At 64.2% G+C, this 18,381-nt stretch carries 17 protein-coding genes; 14 read left to right on the forward strand and 3 right to left on the reverse strand.

The window, feature by feature from the left end; translation table 11 throughout:
• Nucleotides 1–673 precede the first annotated feature (673 nt).
• Nucleotides 674–901, forward strand: coding sequence for a hypothetical protein (locus tag GC162_14915; protein MBI1369931.1), 228 nt, complete (start codon nt 674–676; stop codon nt 899–901).
• Nucleotides 898–2,391, forward strand: a complete 1,494-nt coding sequence (locus GC162_14920; GenBank protein MBI1369932.1) for a hypothetical protein — start codon at nt 898–900, stop codon at nt 2,389–2,391. The genes GC162_14915 and GC162_14920 overlap by 4 nt, the downstream gene beginning before the upstream one ends.
• Nucleotides 2,392–2,676: 285 nt before the next feature.
• Here the strand turns inward: GC162_14920 and GC162_14925 are convergent, their stop codons facing one another.
• Nucleotides 2,677–3,180, reverse strand: coding sequence for a hypothetical protein (locus tag GC162_14925; protein ID MBI1369933.1), 504 nt, complete (start codon nt 3,178–3,180; stop codon nt 2,677–2,679).
• Nucleotides 3,177–3,482, reverse strand: coding sequence for a hypothetical protein (locus GC162_14930; protein ID MBI1369934.1), 306 nt, complete (start codon nt 3,480–3,482; stop codon nt 3,177–3,179). The genes GC162_14925 and GC162_14930 overlap by 4 nt, the downstream gene beginning before the upstream one ends.
• Nucleotides 3,483–3,816: 334 nt before the next feature.
• Between GC162_14930 and GC162_14935 the strand changes: the two genes are divergently transcribed.
• The 9 genes from GC162_14935 to ccoS all read left to right on the forward strand — a co-directional run bounded on the left by GC162_14935 (nt 3,817) and on the right by ccoS (nt 13,209).
• Nucleotides 3,817–4,896: a hypothetical protein gene (locus tag GC162_14935; protein ID MBI1369935.1), complete on the forward strand. Its 1,080-nt coding sequence runs from the start codon at nt 3,817–3,819 to the stop codon at nt 4,894–4,896.
• A 183-nt stretch (nt 4,897–5,079) separates the two neighbouring features.
• Complete coding sequence (gene ccoN / locus GC162_14940) at nt 5,080–7,431, forward strand: cytochrome-c oxidase, cbb3-type subunit I (protein MBI1369936.1); 2,352 nt, start codon at nt 5,080–5,082, stop codon at nt 7,429–7,431.
• The gene (locus tag GC162_14945) at nt 7,431–7,619 is read left to right on the forward strand and encodes a hypothetical protein (protein ID MBI1369937.1); all 189 of its coding nucleotides are present in this window, start codon (nt 7,431–7,433) and stop codon (nt 7,617–7,619) included. Before ccoN ends, GC162_14945 begins: the two co-directional genes overlap by 1 nt.
• Nucleotides 7,612–8,199, forward strand: coding sequence for a c-type cytochrome (locus GC162_14950; protein MBI1369938.1), 588 nt, complete (start codon nt 7,612–7,614; stop codon nt 8,197–8,199). Before GC162_14945 ends, GC162_14950 begins: the two co-directional genes overlap by 8 nt.
• A 12-nt stretch (nt 8,200–8,211) precedes the next feature.
• Nucleotides 8,212–9,630 carry a cytochrome c oxidase accessory protein CcoG gene (ccoG, locus tag GC162_14955; GenBank protein ID MBI1369939.1) on the forward strand — a complete coding sequence of 473 codons (1,419 nt, stop codon included), beginning with the start codon at nt 8,212–8,214 and terminating at the stop codon, nt 9,628–9,630.
• Complete coding sequence (locus GC162_14960) at nt 9,623–9,811, forward strand: hypothetical protein (GenBank protein ID MBI1369940.1); 189 nt, start codon at nt 9,623–9,625, stop codon at nt 9,809–9,811. Before ccoG ends, GC162_14960 begins: the two co-directional genes overlap by 8 nt.
• On the forward strand, nt 9,808–10,218 hold the full coding sequence (locus GC162_14965) for a hypothetical protein (GenBank protein MBI1369941.1): 411 nt from the start codon (nt 9,808–9,810) through the stop codon (nt 10,216–10,218). The genes GC162_14960 and GC162_14965 overlap by 4 nt, the downstream gene beginning before the upstream one ends.
• A gap of 34 nt (nt 10,219–10,252) precedes the next feature.
• Complete coding sequence (locus tag GC162_14970) at nt 10,253–13,054, forward strand: heavy metal translocating P-type ATPase (GenBank protein ID MBI1369942.1); 2,802 nt, start codon at nt 10,253–10,255, stop codon at nt 13,052–13,054.
• Nucleotides 13,051–13,209, forward strand: coding sequence for a cbb3-type cytochrome oxidase assembly protein CcoS (gene ccoS / locus GC162_14975; GenBank protein ID MBI1369943.1), 159 nt, complete (start codon nt 13,051–13,053; stop codon nt 13,207–13,209). The genes GC162_14970 and ccoS overlap by 4 nt, the downstream gene beginning before the upstream one ends.
• Before the next feature lie 372 nt (nt 13,210–13,581).
• Here the strand turns inward: ccoS and GC162_14980 are convergent, their stop codons facing one another.
• Nucleotides 13,582–14,619 carry a TIM barrel protein gene (locus tag GC162_14980; protein ID MBI1369944.1) on the reverse strand — a complete coding sequence of 346 codons (1,038 nt, stop codon included), beginning with the start codon at nt 14,617–14,619 and terminating at the stop codon, nt 13,582–13,584.
• A gap of 29 nt (nt 14,620–14,648) precedes the next feature.
• Between GC162_14980 and GC162_14985 the strand changes: the two genes are divergently transcribed.
• Genes GC162_14985 through GC162_14995 form a run of 3 tightly spaced genes read left to right on the forward strand, consistent with a single transcriptional unit; the run spans nt 14,649 to nt 18,335 of the window.
• A complete protein-coding gene (locus GC162_14985) occupies nt 14,649–16,253 on the forward strand; it encodes a DUF342 domain-containing protein (protein MBI1369945.1) in 1,605 nt (534 codons plus the stop codon).
• Between the two features lie 44 nt (nt 16,254–16,297).
• On the forward strand, nt 16,298–17,026 hold the full coding sequence (hisA, locus tag GC162_14990) for a 1-(5-phosphoribosyl)-5-[(5-phosphoribosylamino)methylideneamino]imidazole-4-carboxamide isomerase (GenBank protein ID MBI1369946.1): 729 nt from the start codon (nt 16,298–16,300) through the stop codon (nt 17,024–17,026).
• On the forward strand, nt 17,004–18,335 hold the full coding sequence (locus GC162_14995) for a hypothetical protein (GenBank protein MBI1369947.1): 1,332 nt from the start codon (nt 17,004–17,006) through the stop codon (nt 18,333–18,335). The genes hisA and GC162_14995 overlap by 23 nt, the downstream gene beginning before the upstream one ends.
• The last annotated feature ends 46 nt before the right edge of the window (nt 18,336–18,381 follow it).

Consider the following 18,381-nt stretch of genomic DNA (forward strand, 5'->3'; position numbering starts at 1 on the left):
GCACCGGCGTTTTCGGATGTCAAATAGCGGCAAGGGCGACAGCGAACCGCTCGCGCCGTTCGATGGAGCCGTGCTGGCGTACCACCCCGATCACATTGATCTGGGCGGTGTGACGGTTTGTGAGAGGAGCCAAAGAGGCTGTGCCTGGCAGATTCTGCAGGTATTGAGAGCAGAAGATGATAGGGGGCAACGAGTTCACCTGAAGAGCACGGCCCTGGCCCGCCGGCTCAAACCCCAGCCCATGCAGAACACGTTATTCCGCGCGATATCCACGCTCCGGTCACGATGCACCAAGGCGATGAATCGTTGCGGCAAACAATGCGATCCGGAAAACGTGATCGCTCGGGACGACGGTGGCTATCACTTGACAGAACGGATCGTCGTGGAAGTGTACGACGAAGGCGGCACCATCGTAGGTGAATCAGACCGGCTCGAACAGAAGGCTAGCCCACCGAAGGGTGCCGGATCGCCACTGCGGCTCAACGATAAACAGCGATGGGTGATGGCTCAACTGGCGTCCGAGGGCAAGCTGACTCGGCGTGAGGTCGAAAAAGAATTCGGCATCAGCGACCGCACTGCCAAGCGCGTGCTGGGCGAGCTCACGGATGCGGGGTTGGTCGAGTTTGACCGGACGACGCATCCCGGCTTCTACCGGCTCAAGCGAGTGTAGCCCATGACCACTGTGCAACAGCCTGGAGGAGCCGAAGGTCCGCCGAAAACAATGGCAGCGATGGAGGCGGCGTGGATCAACGATGAGCTGATTGCTCGCACGCAGGACGTTTGGGGTCGCCATCTCCGGCGTCGGGTGAACCGGGGGGAAGCCATCGAGATGCTGCTCAACGTCCAAAGCCTGGCGATGGCCTTCAACCTGGCCAATACCGAAATCGAGCCGTCCGCATGAACGTCGTGATCTGGGCACGGGTATCGTCACGCGAGCAGAGCGAGGGGTATTCGCTGGACGCCCAGATACGCATCAACCGCGATAGGGCCGAACGCGAGGGCTGGACGGTCCTTCGGGAATTCGTCGTGGCCGAGTCCGCACGTCGTGGCGTAGAGCGTGCGGCCTTCAATGAGATGTACCGGTGGGTCAAGCAGCAGGCCAAGCGGAAGAAGATTGAGGCGGTCCTGGCCCACAAGCTCGACCGCATCTGCCGGAATATGCGCGACGCGGTGCGGATGCAGGAACTCGAAGACGCCACCGGGGTCAAGATGGTCTTCGTCGACAATGAATTCGGCCCCGGTGCAGCCGGCGCTTTCAGCTTCAACGTCATGGCGGCCGTCAGCCAGTATTACAGCGACAACCTTCGCCAGGAAGTCCGCAAGGGCCAGGACGAGAAAATCCGCCAAGGCTGGATGCCGTGCGGCGTTCCTTATGGCTACATGAACACGCGCGACCCGGACGAGCCGATCCGGCCGGACCCGGAGAAGGCGAAATTGATCGTGCGCGTCTTCCAGCTCTATTCGCAAGGCGGCCTGACGATGCGAATGATCGCCGACCAATTGCACCGCGAAGGGTATGTCCATCGACCAAGCCAGCCTCGACTGTCACCCGGCACTATCTCCTACATGCTGGCGAACCGCTTCTACGTCGGCGAGCTTCCTTGGCGGGGTCAGGTCTATCCCGGCAAGCATCAGCCCTTGATCGACCGGCACACCTTCGCTCTGTGCCAAGCGAATCTTGCGGGCAAGAACCGCCGTACCCGGCGGATCACGCACACATTCGCCAGCGGGCTCTTTCGCTGCAGGCACTGCGATGCCACGATGACGGGCGAGCGCATCCGCCGCAAGCAGATGGACGGCTCGGTCAAAATCCATTGTTACTACCGATGCGCGAACAACCGCCCTCCGGCAAGGCATCCACGCGTTCGGTGGCGTGAAGCGGACATCGAGCAGGCGGTGCTCGATCAGTTGAACTACCTGCGAATGCCCACGCCCGAACTGCGTGATTGGCTTTTGGACGTTCTCAAGCAAGCGACGGGTCAACTGCACGACGAGCAGGTGAAGCAGATACGCATGTTGAAGCGGCGGGCGACTGAGCTGTCAAAGCAGCGCGATCGGTTAATGACGCTGTACCTGCAGGACGAGGTCAACACGGCCAGGTTCCGGGAGATGAGAGACAACCTGCAGCAACAAGTTAACCAGATCGAAGCAGCGATCTCCAGGCTCGGCAGCGAGGGGGCAGTCGGTTCGGGCGTCGCCGAGCGAGCGTTCGACTTCACGCAGAACCCAGTGGAAGGATGGCGGCAGCTCGATATGGCCGGCAAGCAGCGGATTCTGCGGGCGGTGTCGACGCGCCGCACGCTGACCAGAAAACGTGTCAACTTGGAGTTGCGAAAACCGTTCAGCTTGGTCAAGTTCCACCGGCTTGGTAACGCCGAGCATGTGGACTGATGGCGGTGGGGGGCGGAGAATGCGAAAAGGTGAGATTTTGAGACTTCGGCCCAAAAACCGACGTTATTGGCTTTGAATCGCGGCTTTTGGATGTCTCAAAAGTCTCAATGTGCAGCGGCGATGAGACTGCTTGGCAAGGAGAGGCGGAGAACTCGAAAACGGGCGATTTTGGCACTTTGGGTCGAAAATCGGCCCTCGTAAGCTGGAATCGAGGGTTTTGGCAGTGTCATGATTCGCGCCGCTGGCACTCTTTTGACACGCGCCCCGCCGTCATCGGAAGCGGGATTATGGTCCCAGTTGCTTGAAGGCCTCGCGCGGTTTGCCGTAGTGACGGGACTTATCACACGCCAGTGCTGACAGTAGATAGTCGTTGAGCTTAAACCCGACATCGTGTGGCGCGATATCCCCATCGGCGAGCAAATCCTTGGCAGCAGCGACGAGTTCATTCATCGATCCGGTGACCGTTCGGTTCAGCGCCTTGCGGAACCGGATCGTTCCGGTGGCGGGCGCGATGAACTGCCGGTAGACAAATACCAAACCGTCATCCTGCATGAACTCACGAATGCTGCTGAACGCGCGCACAATGAATTCGTGGTCGCTGGTGATGCCTCTGCCGTACATCACGGACGAGTAGAGTGATCGGGTGTTGCTGATGAGGATGTACTGCGTCCGGTCGGCGGTGAACAGCCGGGCCGACCAGTCCACGTAGGGATTCTCGTCGAGCGGTGCGGCTGCCATGGAGCCGACTTTGATCTTGGTGTTCAGGTTCTGCGCGAGTCGAAAGATCATCGGGTCTCCCCAAGCGCGGCGCGTTCATCCTTAATTGTGACGGCGTCGATCGATCCGCCGTGGTAGTAGGTGGCAACCTTGAGCAGAATCAGGTCGGAGTCGTCACAGAATGGTTTGAGTTGATCCGCGATGGCCAAGGCGTCATTGGTGCTGGCGGCTGACCATTGCATGTCCCGCACGCCTTCCATTTCGGTTGTCTCGAACGGGTCTTGGCCGGCGGCTTTGATCAATTGCTCGAGCAGGCCGGGTGCATCAGCCGATACACGAATCCAAGCGGTCACGATGCACTGTGTCGTCTTCATTCGCTCATCGTACAACGCCAGCGGATAGGTGAAAACCGATCTACGGTGGATCATGGATCGTAGCTTGTCCCCGGTCCCGGTCCGCAAGACGAAGCAGTGCCAGGCCGGTGCCATTGCAGTGCCAATCCACGATGGCACCGGTGCCAAGTCGTCTCTGTCACCGGTCGAGACGCGAAATCGGCCCGCCAAAGAGCCCAATTTGCCGGTTTCGGGGCCACTCCGATGATCTTCGCGTGTCCCGGTATTTCCCTCCATTGTGCGACACTGAACGAAGTCCGACGCCGCCGACGGCGGGCCATGCACGGTTTCGTGACACTCCGGCCGGAGGCACGCCATGCCGCATCGCATTTCGCGTCGCACGTTCCTGACCACCAGCGCCGCCGCCTTGGCCGGCGCACCGCTCTGCCGTGCGGCGGGCCACGCCCCCGCCCCGACGGCGGAAGAGGCCATCGCGTTTTTCCACATCGGCGATACGCACTACCGCGCCGACGAGAATACGCCGACGAAACTGCTTGAGGACTCCGCGACGACGACCCGGGGCCTGATCGACACGCTCAACCGACTGCCCGGCGAGGCGATTCCCGATGCCGCCGGCGGCGGGCAGGTCGCCGTGCCGCGCGGCGTGATCCATGCCGGCGACCTGATCGACTCCGGCGACAAGAACGGCGACGTCCATCAGACGATGCAGCAGACGGAATGGGCGGCCTACGCGGCCGACTTCGGCGTGGTCGGCGGCGACGCTCGGCTCCGGTACCCCGTTTACGAAGTGCATGGCAATCACGACGGACCCGGCGGCAGGGGACTGGTCATCGACCGCATCATCGAGCGCAACCGCCGCCGCACCGGCATCGATCACATCAGCGCCAACGGACTGCATTACGCATGGAGCTGGGGAGCTGTACGGTTCATCAACCTCGGCATCGTCGTCGGGTCGGACCCGGCGGTGAAACAGCACCGCCGCTACAACCCGCTGGACAGTCTGGACTTCCTAGTCGACGATCTGCGGGGGCACGTCGCCGACAAATCGACGCCCGTCGTCATCACGCATCACATCGACGTCGCCCGCTACTGCACCGCGCCGGACCCGGCGGATGCCGCCAACGAAAACCGCGAGTGGAACCCCTGCGATGTCGCCGCGTACTTCCGCGCGATTGAGCCGTACAACATCGCGGCGATTCTCTACGGTCACACGCACGCGCGGAACGTCTTTACATGGGACGGCCGCTCCGCCAAGGCCGCCGAGGGCATCGGCGTCTTCAACGTCGACAACTCTTCGCACTTCCATTCCGAGACGCAGAGCTTTTTCTATTTCGAGATCTCGCCGCGGCAGATCGTCGCCCGCGAGTACACGACCAAGGACCGCTGGCGGAGCGGTTTCTGGACCCCGCAGGTCTGGCGCAAGACGTTCGCCTGATTCCCGGGCCATCGACGCAGATCATGGGCAAGAGGGCTTTTTGCCCCGCCGGTGCGTTCCCGCGCTTCGATTAGGGAAATCTCGCACGCGCAAAACATATCTATTTGGATATACTTAACCAAAATATGCCGATCATGGCACTAGCGGGACATTCGTATCTACAGACAGCAGCAGGAGTCCACGATGAACGGCTCGTTTGGCAAGGACGCCCCACCGGCGGCGATCGGGCGGAGCGGGAAAGATGGCGGGTCGGGCGGTGCGGCGGGGGCGGAGGCCTCCGCCCCCGCGCCGATCCTTGAGCGATTCACTTACGACGACGCGATCGTCCGCATGTTCGCCGCGGCGACGGTGATCTGGGCGCTGGTGGCGATGGCGGCGGGCGTGTTCATCGCGCTGGAATTGGCGTTTCCGAATCTGAGCGGGGGCATCGGCTACCTGAGCTTCGGCCGGCTCCGCCCGCTGCACACCAACGCCGCGATCTTCGCCTTCGCCGGCAACGCCATCTTCGCCGCCATCTACTACTCGACGCAGCGCCTGTGCAAAGCCCGCATGTACAGCGATACGCTCAGCCGCCTGCACTTCTGGGGCTGGCAGCTTGTCATCGTCTGCGCGGCGCTGACCTTGCCGCTGGGCATCACGCAGAGCAAGGAGTACGCCGAGCTGGAGTGGCCCATCGACCTGCTCATCGCGGTCGTCTGGGTGGGGTTCTTCGGCGTGAACTTCTTCGGCACGCTCGCCCGCCGGCGCGAGCGGCACATGTACGTCGCGCTCTGGTTCTACATCGCCACGATCATCACCGTCGCGGTGCTTCACGTGTTCAACAACCTTGTCCTGCCCGCCAGCTTTCTCAAAAGCTATTCGATCTACGCCGGCGTGCAGGATGCGTTCATGCAGTGGTGGTACGGACACAACGCCGTGGCCTTCTTTCTGACGACGCCGTTTTTGGGGTTGATGTATTACTTTCTCCCGAAGGCGGCGCAGCGTCCGGTGTTCAGCTACAAGCTGAGCATTCTGCATTTCTGGTCGCTGGTGTTCATCTACATCTGGGCCGGTCCGCACCATCTGCATTACACCGCGCTGCCCGAGTGGGCGTCCTCGCTGGGCATGGTGTTCTCGCTCATGCTCTGGATGCCCTCCTGGGGCGGCGGGATCAACGGGCTATTGACGCTTCGCGGCGCCTGGCACAAAGTCACCGCCGACCCCGTGCTCAAGTTCTTCGTCGTCGGCATCACGTTCTACATGATGTCCACCTTCGAAGGCCCGATGCTCTCCATCAAATCCGTCAACGCGCTGAGCCACTACACTGACTGGACCATCGCGCACGTCCACTCCGGCGCGCTGGGCTGGAACGGATTTCTCGCGTTCGGCATGATCTACTGGCTTTTACCCCGTATTTTTCAGGCCCCGCTGCATTCGCAGCGCCTCGCCAACACGCACTTCTGGCTCGCCACCATCGGCATCCTGCTCTACGTCATCGCCATCTACGTCGCCGGTCTGACGCAGGGGCTCATGTGGCGCGCGATGGATGATCAGGGCGGGCTGACCTACAACTTCGTCGAAACGCTCACCGCGATCCTGCCGATGTACTACGTCCGCGCCGTCGGCGGGGGCATGTACCTCATCGGCGCGTTCATGCTCGGGTACAACTTCCTTCGCACATGGCAGGCCCGCCCCGCCGTGTACGAGACCCCCGAGCACACCGCCCCGCCGCTCGACCCCGGTTACATCGAGCCGCCGGTCAAGTCCCGCCTCACCGGGCACACCACCGCGGAGTGGGGCAAGAAGATGGACATCTTCACCCGTCTCGGGTGGCACCGGAAGTGGGAAGGACTGCCCGCTCGATTCACAGTCTGGGTGCTCATCGCTGTGCTGACCGCGTCGCTCTTTGAGATCATTCCAACGTTCCTGATCCGCTCCAATGTGCCGACGATCACCTCGGTCAAGCCGTACACTCCGCTGGAGCTTGCCGGGCGCGACATCTATGTGTCGGAGGGTTGCTACAACTGTCATTCACAGATGATCCGTCCGATCTTTGCCGAGACGCAGCGTTACGGGAAATATTCGCAGGCGGGCGAGTTCGTGTATGACCATCCGTTCCAGTGGGGCTCGCGCCGGATCGGGCCGGACATGGCGCGCGAAGGCGGACTCAAGTCGGACCTGTGGCACGTGCTGCACTTCCGCAATCCGCGCGACATGACCGCTCAGTCGATCATGCCGGCGTATCCCTACCTGCTGACCAACCCGATCGACTTTGACGCACTGGCCCGCGCGGTGCGTGCGAATGCGGCGTTGGGCGTCCCCTACACCGACGACGAAAAGGCGCATGCCGTCGAACTCGCCAAGGTGCAGGCCGCACGGATCGCCGCCGACATCGTCGCACAGGGCGGCCCGGCGGACCTCGCCGACAAACAGGTCATCGCCATCACCGCTTACCTCCAGCGCCTCGGCACCGACCTGACCGGCAAACCCGCACCCGCACCGACCTCAACCCCCGCCCCCGCCGTCAGCGCCGCACCGCACGAAGGAGCACGATGATGCTCAGCGAATCCGTCGCACAAAGCGGCACCGCCCTCTTCGCCATCGCCGCCCTGGTGATCTTCTTCACCTTCTTCACCGCGATGTGCTTCTGGGTCGCCCGCCGACCCGCCGATCAGATGGACCGCTCCGCTCATCTGCCCATCGACGACGCCCCGCTCTCCAACGAAAGCGCCAACCATGAGTGACGAACACAAACCCGACATTCTCTCCGACCACGAATACGACGGCATCCGCGAGTATGACAATCCGATGCCCGGATGGTGGGTCGCCGTCTTCTGGATCACCATCATCTTCGCCGGCCTTTACATGATGTGGTACCACGGCAGCGTGTACGGCTCGTCCGTCCGCGGCGAATATCAGGCCGCCGTCGAAGCCAACATGCTCAAACAACTCGCCGCCTTCGGCGAACTCAAGCCCGACGCCCCCACCCTGATCAAACTCACCGAAAACGAAATCGCCATGAACCGCGGGCGCACCATCTTCCAATCCTACTGCATCGCCTGTCACGGCCCCGAAGGCCAGGGACTCGTCGGCCCCAACATGACCGATGACGCCTACAAGAACGTCAAGGTCATCGCCGACATCCCCAAGGTCGTCGCCAACGGCGCCGCCAACGGCACGATGCCCGCATGGAAAGCCATGCTCTCCGAGCCGGACATCATCATCGTCTCCGCCTACGTCGCCACGCTGCGCGGCAAGAACCTCCCCGGCCCGCGACCGGCCGAGGGAAACGTCATCGCCCCGTGGAGCGCCGACGAAAAGTGAGCGACACGCATCATGGGCGAACCCCAACGCACATCCCTGCTTGACGCGCCCGAGCATGTGCTCTCCACGCTCCAAAAGGACGGCTCGCGCCGATGGCTGCGCCCCCGACTTTCGCATGGACATTTTCTGACCGCCCGCCGCATCGCCGCCTATCTCCTCATCGTGATCTTCACGGCGATTCCCTACACCTCGATCAACGGCAAGCCGACGATCCTGCTCGATGTCGTGCACCGGCAGTTCACGCTGTTCGGCAAGACGTTTTTACCGACGGACACCGTGCTGCTCGCGCTGGGCATGGTCGGATTCATCATCACGATCTTCCTGTTCACCGCGGTGCTCGGGCGCGTGTGGTGCGGGTGGGCATGCCCGCAGACGGTCTACATGGAATTCGTCTTCCGCCCCATCGAACGCCTCTGTCACGGCACCGCCGGCCGCGGCGGCGCCGCCAATCGACCCGTCCCCAAATGGCGCATGGCCCTCAAGCACGTCCTCTACTTCCTCATCAGCATCTATCTCGCGCACACCTTCCTCGCCTACTTCGTCGGCGTCGAAAACCTGCGACATTGGATCCTCGGCTCGCCGTTCGAACATCCCGTCGCGTTCGTCGTCATGACCGTCACGACGCTTTTGATGCTTTTCGACTTCGGCTACTTCCGCGAGCAGATGTGCATCCTCGCCTGTCCCTACGGCCGCTTTCAGTCCGTGATGCTCGATCGCCAGTCACTCATCATCTCGTACGACCCGCAGCGCGGCGAACCCCGCGGGAAATTCGAAAAACACGTCGCATCGGGCGCCCGCAGGTTCGGCGACTGCGTCGATTGCCATCAGTGCGTGACCACCTGCCCGACCGGCATCGACATCCGCCAGGGCCTGCAACTTGAATGCATCGGCTGCGCGCAGTGCATCGACGCCTGCGACGCGGTCATGGTCAAGCTCGGCCGCTCACCGGGACTCATCCGCTACTCCTCGCAGGACGCCATCGACGGCAAACCCCGCCGCCGGTTCCGCCCGCGCCTCGTGTTCTATCCGACGCTGCTTGTCATCATCGCGGCGCTGCTGGCCGTGGTGGTGTCGCATCGACAGCCCGCCGACATCACGCTCATGCGCAATCCCGGTCTGCCCTTCGTGCTCAACCCCGACGGCCGCGTCGCCAACAACCTCCGCGTCAAGATCACCAATCGTCAATCCTCCCCCGCTTCGTTTTCCGTTTCGATCATCGACGACCCGCAGGCCCAGCTCACCATGAGTTCCAACCCCGTCATGGTCAAGCCCGGCGAAAGTCTGACCGTCGGCCTCGTCATCACGCTGCCGCGCGAGGTCTTCGTCGCAGAAAAACACCCCCTCAAACTCCGCGTCACCGACGGCGACGCGGTCAATCGGCAACTGGACTATCAGATGATGGGCCCCAGCAATGGAGCGAACCATGAATGACACGACTCTTCCATCGCGCGGTCTGTTCTGGCCCGGCCTGGTCATCGGGCTCATCGTGATGCAGATCGCATTGTGCGTCATCGCCGCCGTGCTCGCGACACGCGCCCCGGGCGGGCAGATCGTGCGCGACGTTCCCGTGACGCCCGCACCCTCCGCCGCTGTGTCGGAGCACGGGCGATGACCGCACTTTTGATCACCGTCGCCCTGGCGAGTCTCGTCGGCTCCCCGCATTGCGCCGGCATGTGCGGCGTGTTCGTCGCTTTCGCCACCGGCGCCCCCGACGCCCGCGCCATCCCGCAGCGCGATCTCATGCTCGCCTATCACGGCGGTCGCCTGCTGACTTACACCCTGCTCGGTGCGATCACCGGCGCGATCGGCGGCGCGATCCAGACCGGCGGCGCGCTCCTCGGCGTGCAACAGGCCGCCGCCGTCGCTGCGGGGGCGATCATGGTCCTCTTCGGTCTGACCGCCATCGCCCGGCACATCGGTCTGACCGTCGCCCCCCTCTCGATCCACACGCCCTTCAAACGCCTGCTCATGAACGCCAGCGCGCCGCCATGTCCATGTCGCCGATCCGCCGGGCGATGACGATCGGCATGCTCACCACGCTCCTGCCGTGCGGATGGCTCTGGGCCTTTGCCGTCACGGCGGCGGGCACGGCCTCGCCGCTGATCGGCGCGGCCGTGATGGCGGCCTTCTGGATCGGCACCCTCCCGATGCTCGTCGCCCTCGGCGCCGGCATGCGACAGTTCGCCCGGCGCGCCACGCCCCGCCTCGCCCTCCTCATGTCCATCCTCATCGTCCTCGTCGGCCTCTACACCATCTACACCCGCGCCGGCATGAGCATCGAGCCCGTCGCCGCCGCCGCCACGCCGACCGACGCGGCGCAACAGGTGCGGATGCTCAGCCCCGACAAAACCTGCTGCAAACCCCAACCGTGACGAACCTCGCCGCACATCCCGGCTCGATCCTCCGCTCGCCATCGGCGGCGAAGGCGCTCTGTACGCACTGCCGTCTGCCCGTCCCCGCCGGTCTGATCGAACCGGGCGCCGCGCAGCAATTCTGCTGTAGCGGCTGCCGCACCGCGCATCAGATCATTCACGAATGCGGCCTCGATGCGTTCTACAAGCTGCGCGAATCCGGCGACGCCTTCAACGAGCCGACCCGCGGGACCGATGCCGCGTACGGCGAATATGACGATCCGCAGTTCATCGCGCTCTACGCCGCGCCCGCGCCGGCGGGGTGCCGGAGCATCGACCTGCGCCTCGAAGGCGTGCACTGCGCCGCCTGCGTCTGGCTCATCGAGAAACTGCCGCGCGTGCTGCCGGGCGTAATCGAAGCGCGGCTCACGATGCACAAGGCGACCGTCCGCATCGTGTGGGACCCGTCGCGCCTCGCCCTCTCGCGCATCGCCCGCGTGCTCGACAATCTCGGCTACCCCTCGCATCCGTCGCGCCGCACGCCCGCGCAGCAGATCAACACGCTCGAAGACCGCCGGCTTCTTTGGCGCATCGCCGTCGCCGGCGCGATCGCCGGCAACGTGATGCTCATGGCCGTCGCCCTCTACGCCGGGATGTTCAGCGGGATGGACGCGTGGGAGCGCACGCTCTTCCGATACGGCAACATGCTGCTGGGCGTCCTGGCGCTGGCCTGGCCCGGGCGCGTGTTTCTGCGCGGGGCCGTCGCCGCCGTCCGCACCCGCACGCCGCACATGGACCTGCCCATCGCGCTGGGCCTCATCGCCGGGGGCGTGGCGGGCGCGGTCAATACGATTCGCGGCTCCGGGGAAATCTACTTCGATTCGCTCACGGTGCTGATCTTTCTGCTGCTCGTCGGCCGCTGGCTTCAGCATCGCCAGCAGCGCCGGGCCGCCGACGCGCTGGAACTGCTCTTTTCGCTCACGCCCCGCAGCGCCCGGCGCATCGTCGGCGACGCCATCGAATCGATCGCCGTCGAATCGTTGAACGTCGGCGACCTCATCGAGGTGCGGGCCGGCGAGAATCTCCCGGCGGACGGGCGGATCGTGGAAGGTCATTCGGAGTTGGACCGCTCGCTGTTGACGGGCGAATCGGCCCCCTGCGCGGTCGGACCCGGCGACGCGGTGCTGGCGGCGATGGTGAATATCGCCGCGCCGCTGCGCGTGCGCGTCGAGGCCTCCGGCGCGGACACGCGACTCGGACAGCTTGTCCGTCTCGTGGAGGAATGCACCAGCCGTCGCGCCCCGATTGTCCAGTTCGCCGACCGCATCGCCGGCGTGTTCGTCATCGTCGTCATCGCGCTGGCGATAGGAACGTGGGGCGTGTGGCAATGGATCGATCCGGCGATGGCGATTGATCACGCGGTGGCGCTGCTGATCGTGGCGTGTCCCTGCGCGCTGGGGCTGGCCACGCCGATGGCGCTGGCCGTCGGCATCGGCCGCGCCGCCAAACGGCACATCCTCATCAAAGGCGGCGACACGCTCGAACGCCTCGCCGCCCCGGGTCCCGCCGGCCTGCTCCTGCTCGACAAAACCGGCACGCTCACGACCGGCATCGCGGCGATGCGCCTCTGGCACGGCGACCCATCGCTCAAAAGCGCCGTGCTCGCCATCGAATCGCAATCGACGCATCCGCGCGCCAGGGCCATCGTCGCGGCGCTGCAAGCCGAGGGCGTCACGACGAGCGACGAAACATGGCAGGTCCGCCAACTCACCGACGGCGGCATCCGCGCCGACCTTCAGGGCCGCCGAATGGTCATCGGGTCGATCGACCTGATGCATCGATTCGCCATCACGATCGACGAGGTCCGCGGCGCATGGATCAACGATTGTCTGGACCGCGGGCTTTCGCCGGTCTGTGTCGCGATCGGCGATCGCATCGAAGCGGTGATCGGCTTCGGCGACGAGTTGCGCGAAGACGCCCGCGCGGCGATCCGGGCGCTGCGCCGGATGGGATGGCGCATCGGCATCGCGTCCGGCGATCATGCGCGCGTCGTGCAACGCATCGCGCACGAACTGGAGATCGATCCGGCGATGGCGATCGGGCGGATGTCGCCGGAGGACAAGCTGACGATGGTCGAGCGCGAGCGGGAGCGCGGGCCGGTCGTCATGATCGGCGACGGCGTCAACGACGCGGCCGCGCTGGCCGCGGCGACGGTCGGCATCGCGGTGCACGGCGGAGCGGAAGCGAGCATGGCGGCGGCGGATGTGTACCTCGGCGAGCCGGGACTGGCGGGGATTGTGCGGATCATGCACGCGGCCCGGCGGACGGTCCGCGCGATTCACCGCAACCTGTACGTCTCGCTGGGCTACAACGCCGCGGCGGTCGGACTGGCGATGCTCGGCCTGCTCAACCCGCTCATCGCCGCGGTGCTGATGCCGCTCAGTTCGCTATCCGTGCTGGGCCTGTCGATGGGCGTCCGCACGTTCGGGGAGGACGGGCCATGAGCGTGCTGTACCTGGTGGTGCCGTTGGCGATTCTGCTGGCCGGCGGCGCGCTGGCGGGCTTCGCATGGGCCCTGCGCGGCGGGCAGTACGACGACATGGAAACGCCGGCGGTTCGCATGCTTTTTGATGATGAGGATGAACGCGGCGCGTCATGAAAGAGGCCCGCGGCGCGACGGAGCGATTGGGGCATTTCACCCACTTGGCGCACCGCGGTGGCGCGATGGGCGCACGGGGATGACACTTCGGACGCGGTTATGCGCAAGCAATGATGTAAGTCCTTATTCGATCGCGCACCGGCGCGCCGAGGTTTCCGCGCCGGTGCGCACAGGACCGCCCGGTGCGCGCGTGATGCAGCGAAACCGCGGTAAAATCCCCGATTCCGGCGCAGGAACGAAGGCGCACAGGAGGGTCAGAATACCGAGGGGCGGGCGCGCCGGTGCGAATGGGCAATGGAACACAGGCGCGAGCGCAAGAAGAAGCCCACGGCGCCACGCCGTGGGCTTCGGGGTTGAAGTTGTTGGACCGGTTCAGCGGTCGAACTGGCCGTCGAAGGCGATGTTCGAGCGGGGGAAGTCGACGTCGCGGACGAAGGCGGCGGCTTCGGCGGCGCCGTGCTCGCGGTCCATGCGGCTGTCCTCCCATTCGACCGACAGCGGCCCGTTGTAGCCGACGTCGTTGAGGGCGCAGATGATCTGCTCGAAGTCCACATCGCCATGTCCCAGCGAGCGGAAGTCCCAGTAGCGTCGCGGGTCGGCGAAGGTGGTGTGCCCGCCGAAAACGCCGACGGTTCCGTCGCCGCGGTTCCACTGAGCATCCTTCATGTGCACGTGATAGATGCGCTTGCCGAACGTGTAGATGAACTTGACGTAGTCGACGCCCTGATAGCCCAGATGCGACGGGTCGTAGTTGAAGCCGAAGCGCTTGTGGTTCTTCACCGCTTCGAGGGCCCGCTGGGCGCTGGCGATGTCGAAGGCGATTTCGGTCGGGTGCACTTCGAGGGCGAAGTTCACGTTGACCTTGTCGAAGGCATTGAGAATCGGCGTCCACCGCTTGGCGAAATCGTCGAAGCCGCGCTGCCAGAATTTCTGATCGGTCGGCGGGAAGGCGTAGATGCTGTGCCACACGCTCGAACCGGTGAACCCGTTGACGACGGCGGGGAACGGATCGGCCTTGCCCTTCTTGTTGGGATTGGCGTCGACGAATCGGCGGCAGGCCTTGGCGGTGTCGATCATCTCCTTGGCCGCGCGCTTGCGAACGCCTTCGGGCTTGCCGTCGCCCCAGAGACGCTTGGGCAGAATCAGCTTGTGCCGCTCATCGATCAGGTCGCAGACGGCCTGGCCCACGAGATGATTGGAGATCGCGAAAGCGGTCAGCCCGTGATCGAGCAGAATCTCCCAGCGGCCCTTGCAGTAGCTCTTGTCCTTGAGCGCCTTGTCGACCTCGAAGTGGTCGCCCCAGCAGGCCAGTTCGATGCCGTCGTATCCGAACTCGGCGGCCTTGGCGCACATGGTTTCAAAGGGCAGGTCGGCCCATTGGCCGGTGAAAAGCGTGACGGGTCGTGACATGGTGAGCGTACCTCCAGGGGGATGAACGGATGATTTATCCAGCTTGCCTAAACGGAAGTTCACATGATCGCTGCGAAAGCCCGTGGCGTCAATTGGCCGTTTTCACGCTGAAAATCGCGCCGCGGGAATGTAAGTTTTCCTCAAGGCGGGCCGATGATTTGGATAGCCCCATCTCGGACACGCCTATGACCACCACCCACCAAACCGTCTGCGCTCCGTCACTGGTGGTGCACCGCAATCGGCTGTGCGCGATCCTGCGTCTGCCCGCCTGCAGCCCCGTCGTGCTCGCCACGCCGGAGGCGCTGAGCAAACTCGTGGAGGATCATGGCCTGACGCTCACGGACGAGATGGAGGCCCTGCTCAAGGAAGTCGCCGCCCGCTTCGCCACGTATCGACAGGACATCAACGAGATTGTTGCCGAGGGCGTCGCGCCAAAGCCCGGTCGCGATGGCGACATCGAATGGGTCCCGCAGTATTCGCCCGATCATGTCGCTCGCCCCGAAGCGCCGAACGGCGAGGCGATCAACTTCTATGAAGTCTCCGCGTTCCAGTTCGTCGAGGCGGACGTGCATGTGGCGACGCTACTGCCGCCGCGTCCGGGCAAGGCGGGCGTCGACGTGTTCGGTCAGCCGATCGCATCGGAAGCCGGCAAGCCCTTCCCGCTGGTCTGCGACAACTCGATCAACGTGCTGCCCGACGGACGCGTGATGACCGCGAAGGCGGGCATCATCGAACATCGTGATCAACATCACCTGCGTGTCAGCCCCATCCTCCGCATCCCCGGCCACGTCGACTTCTCCACCGGCAATGTCCGCTTCGACGGCACCGTGCAGGTCGGCGGCGATGTGCGCGATCAATTCGAGGTCGACTGCACGGGCGACGTGCAGATCGGCGGATCCATCGAAGCGGCGCACATCCGCTGCGGCGGCACGCTCCGCGCCGCCGGAGGCATGGCCGGCAAGGACACCGGCCGCGTCGAAGTCGGATCGCACATGTGGGCGCGCTACCTCGATGGCGTGCGCGGCACGGTGCGCGGACGGCTTTGCGTCACGCGCGAAATCCTCATGTCCCAGCTCATCGTGCTCGGCGACGTGCAGCTCATCGGCGGCGCCGGCTCGGGCAACGCCATCATCGGCGGACTCCTCTGCGCCGCCGGGGCCGTGACCGTGCAGAGCGTCGGCAGCCCCGCGGGTATCACGACCCACCTGCGCCTCGGATTCGTCCCCGAAGTCGGCAAGAAACTCGACGAGCTGCGCGAAACACTGAGGAAGATCGACGCGGATCTCAAGTACCTGCATCATCAACATGACGAGGCAAGCGACGACGACGACATTCATTTCCTCGCCGGCCGAATCGCGAATCTTGAAGCCCGCCGGCGCGAATCAGCGATGGAGTACGCCGGTCTGAGCCGGGAATTTGAGAAGCGGTGCTTCGTGAAGCTGTCGGTGACAGGCGCGATTCACCCGGGCGTGTTCATCACCATGCCGCAGCTTCGGCTCGAAGTCCTGCGGACGATGAACGGCCCGCTGCGTCTGATGCGGATGCCCGACGGCCGGCCGCGCCTCGAGAACGGGCGGGGTGAGGAAATGAACTTCGCCGAATATTGCCGCATCGTCGAGACGGAATCACTCTGATACGCTATGATCCTCGCCAAGTGGGACCCTGTATTTCGGAGCGGATCGTGTTCTTATTTCCAGCGATTGATCTGCGCGACGGCAAAGTCGTCCGGCTGCTCAAGGGCGATTACGACAAGCAGACGACCTACGCCGCGAACCCGGTCGAGCAGGCCAAGGCGTTCGCAGACGCCGGCGCGACCTGGCTTCATGTCGTCGACCTCGACGGCGCGCGGGCCGGCGAGCCGGTCAACCTCCCCATCATCGAGAGCATCTGCAAGGCGACGAAGATGCACGTCGAAGTCGGCGGCGGCATCCGCAACGACACCACCATCCGCCGCCTCCTCGACGCCGGCGTCCACCGCGCCGTGCTCGGGTCGGCGGCCCTGCAGAACTGGGAATGGTTCAAGTGCACCGTGCACGACAACTTCCCCGATCAGCTCGTTCTCGGCCTTGACGCCCGCAAGGGCAAGCTCGCGGTCGAAGGATGGGAAAAGGAACTGGAGATGACCGCCGTGATGGTCGCCGAGAAAGTCAGCGACTGGCCCCTTGCCGCGATCGTCTTCACCGACATCGCCACCGACGGCACGCTCGCCGGCCCGAATGTCCAATCGACGCGCGAAATCGCCGAGCTGACCCGCGTGCCCATCGTCTCCAGCGGCGGCGTCGGCACGCTCGATCACCTCCGCGCCCTGCGCGATCTGCCCTTACAGGGCGCGATCGTCGGACGCGCCCTCTATGATGGTGCATTCACCATTGCGGAGGCGATCCGTGTCTTTGAACGCGGCGGATAAGGTCATCGGGATTCTGCTGTGCATCGTCGCATCCGCCTCCGCGCAGGTCAGCGACGATGCGAACATGAACTATCTGACCAATGATCATCTGCGGATCGGCGTCGATCTGAATCGCGGCGGTGCGATCGCCTACCTCGGTTTCGCCGGCGAAGACCGCAACCTTATCAACACGCACGATACCGGCCGCTACATTCAGCAGTCGTATTACAGCGGGCCGCGACCTTATGGCGCGGCGCATCCGGCGTGGAAGGACTGGCCGTGGAACCCGATCGGCGCGGGCGATGTGTACAACCATCGCGCGACGGTGCTTGACCACCAGAACGACGGCAAAACGCTGTATGTCAAAACACGCCCGATGCAATGGGCGCTCGACAACGTTCCCGGCGACTGCACTTTTGAAACATGGATCACGCTCCGCGACAACGTCGCTTCAGTGAAATGCCGACTCAACAACGATCGCAATTTCGACAAGGACTACGGCTCCTTCTCGCAGGAACTCCCGGCCGTATACGTCATCGCGTCGCTCGATCAGCTTGTCACCTACGCCGGCGACGCCCCCTTCACGAATCAGCCGGTCACGCACATCGATCATGTCGGCATTCCGTGGACCGCATGGAACAGCACCGAATGCTGGTCCGCCTTCGTCGGCAAGGACGGGCGCGGCGTCGGACTCGTGCAGACGCATACCCTACGCTGGATCGGCGGCTTCAATATCGCGCCGGGCGAAGGCGACACGCACGCCGATGCGACCGGCTACTTCGCCCCCGTGCGCGACGAAATTCTCGATGCGCATATTCATTACGACTATCACTACCAGATTGTCCTCGGCTCGGTCGACGACATTCGCAAAGTCGCTCGACAAGCCGCCGATGATGTGCTGCTGGATTTTCACTTTGAGGCGACCGGTTCGCGGCTCGGTTGGACCTATCGACACGCCCGCGATATGGGCCTGCCGACGACCGGGCCGCTCAAGGTGGTGCTCGAAGAGGACGACCCGCAACTCCTCAGTCCGCCGCAGGCCTGGCAGGCCGATCGCACAAAAGTACTGCGACTCCGCGCTGCGTTCCGCACGAACCAGCCCACCGCCCGGCTCTTTTGGCGATGCCTCGGCGATGCGGACTTTACCGAAGAAGAGTCGCTGGATTTCCCGGTGATATCGGATGGTCAGATGCACGCATACCAGCTCATGATGCACGATCAACCGACATGGCGCGGCATCATCGTGCAGCTTCGCCTGGACCCCTGCGAACGCGGCGGAGCCGGACAATGGGTCAACATCCGCGACCTCCGCGCCGACCCCGACAACTGATCGACCCGCCCGCCGGGCATCGGCGCGGGCATCCGAGTAGAATAAG

This window comes from Planctomycetota bacterium, assembly GCA_016125255.1.
Lineage (GTDB): Bacteria > Planctomycetota > Phycisphaerae > Phycisphaerales > Zrk34 > RI-421.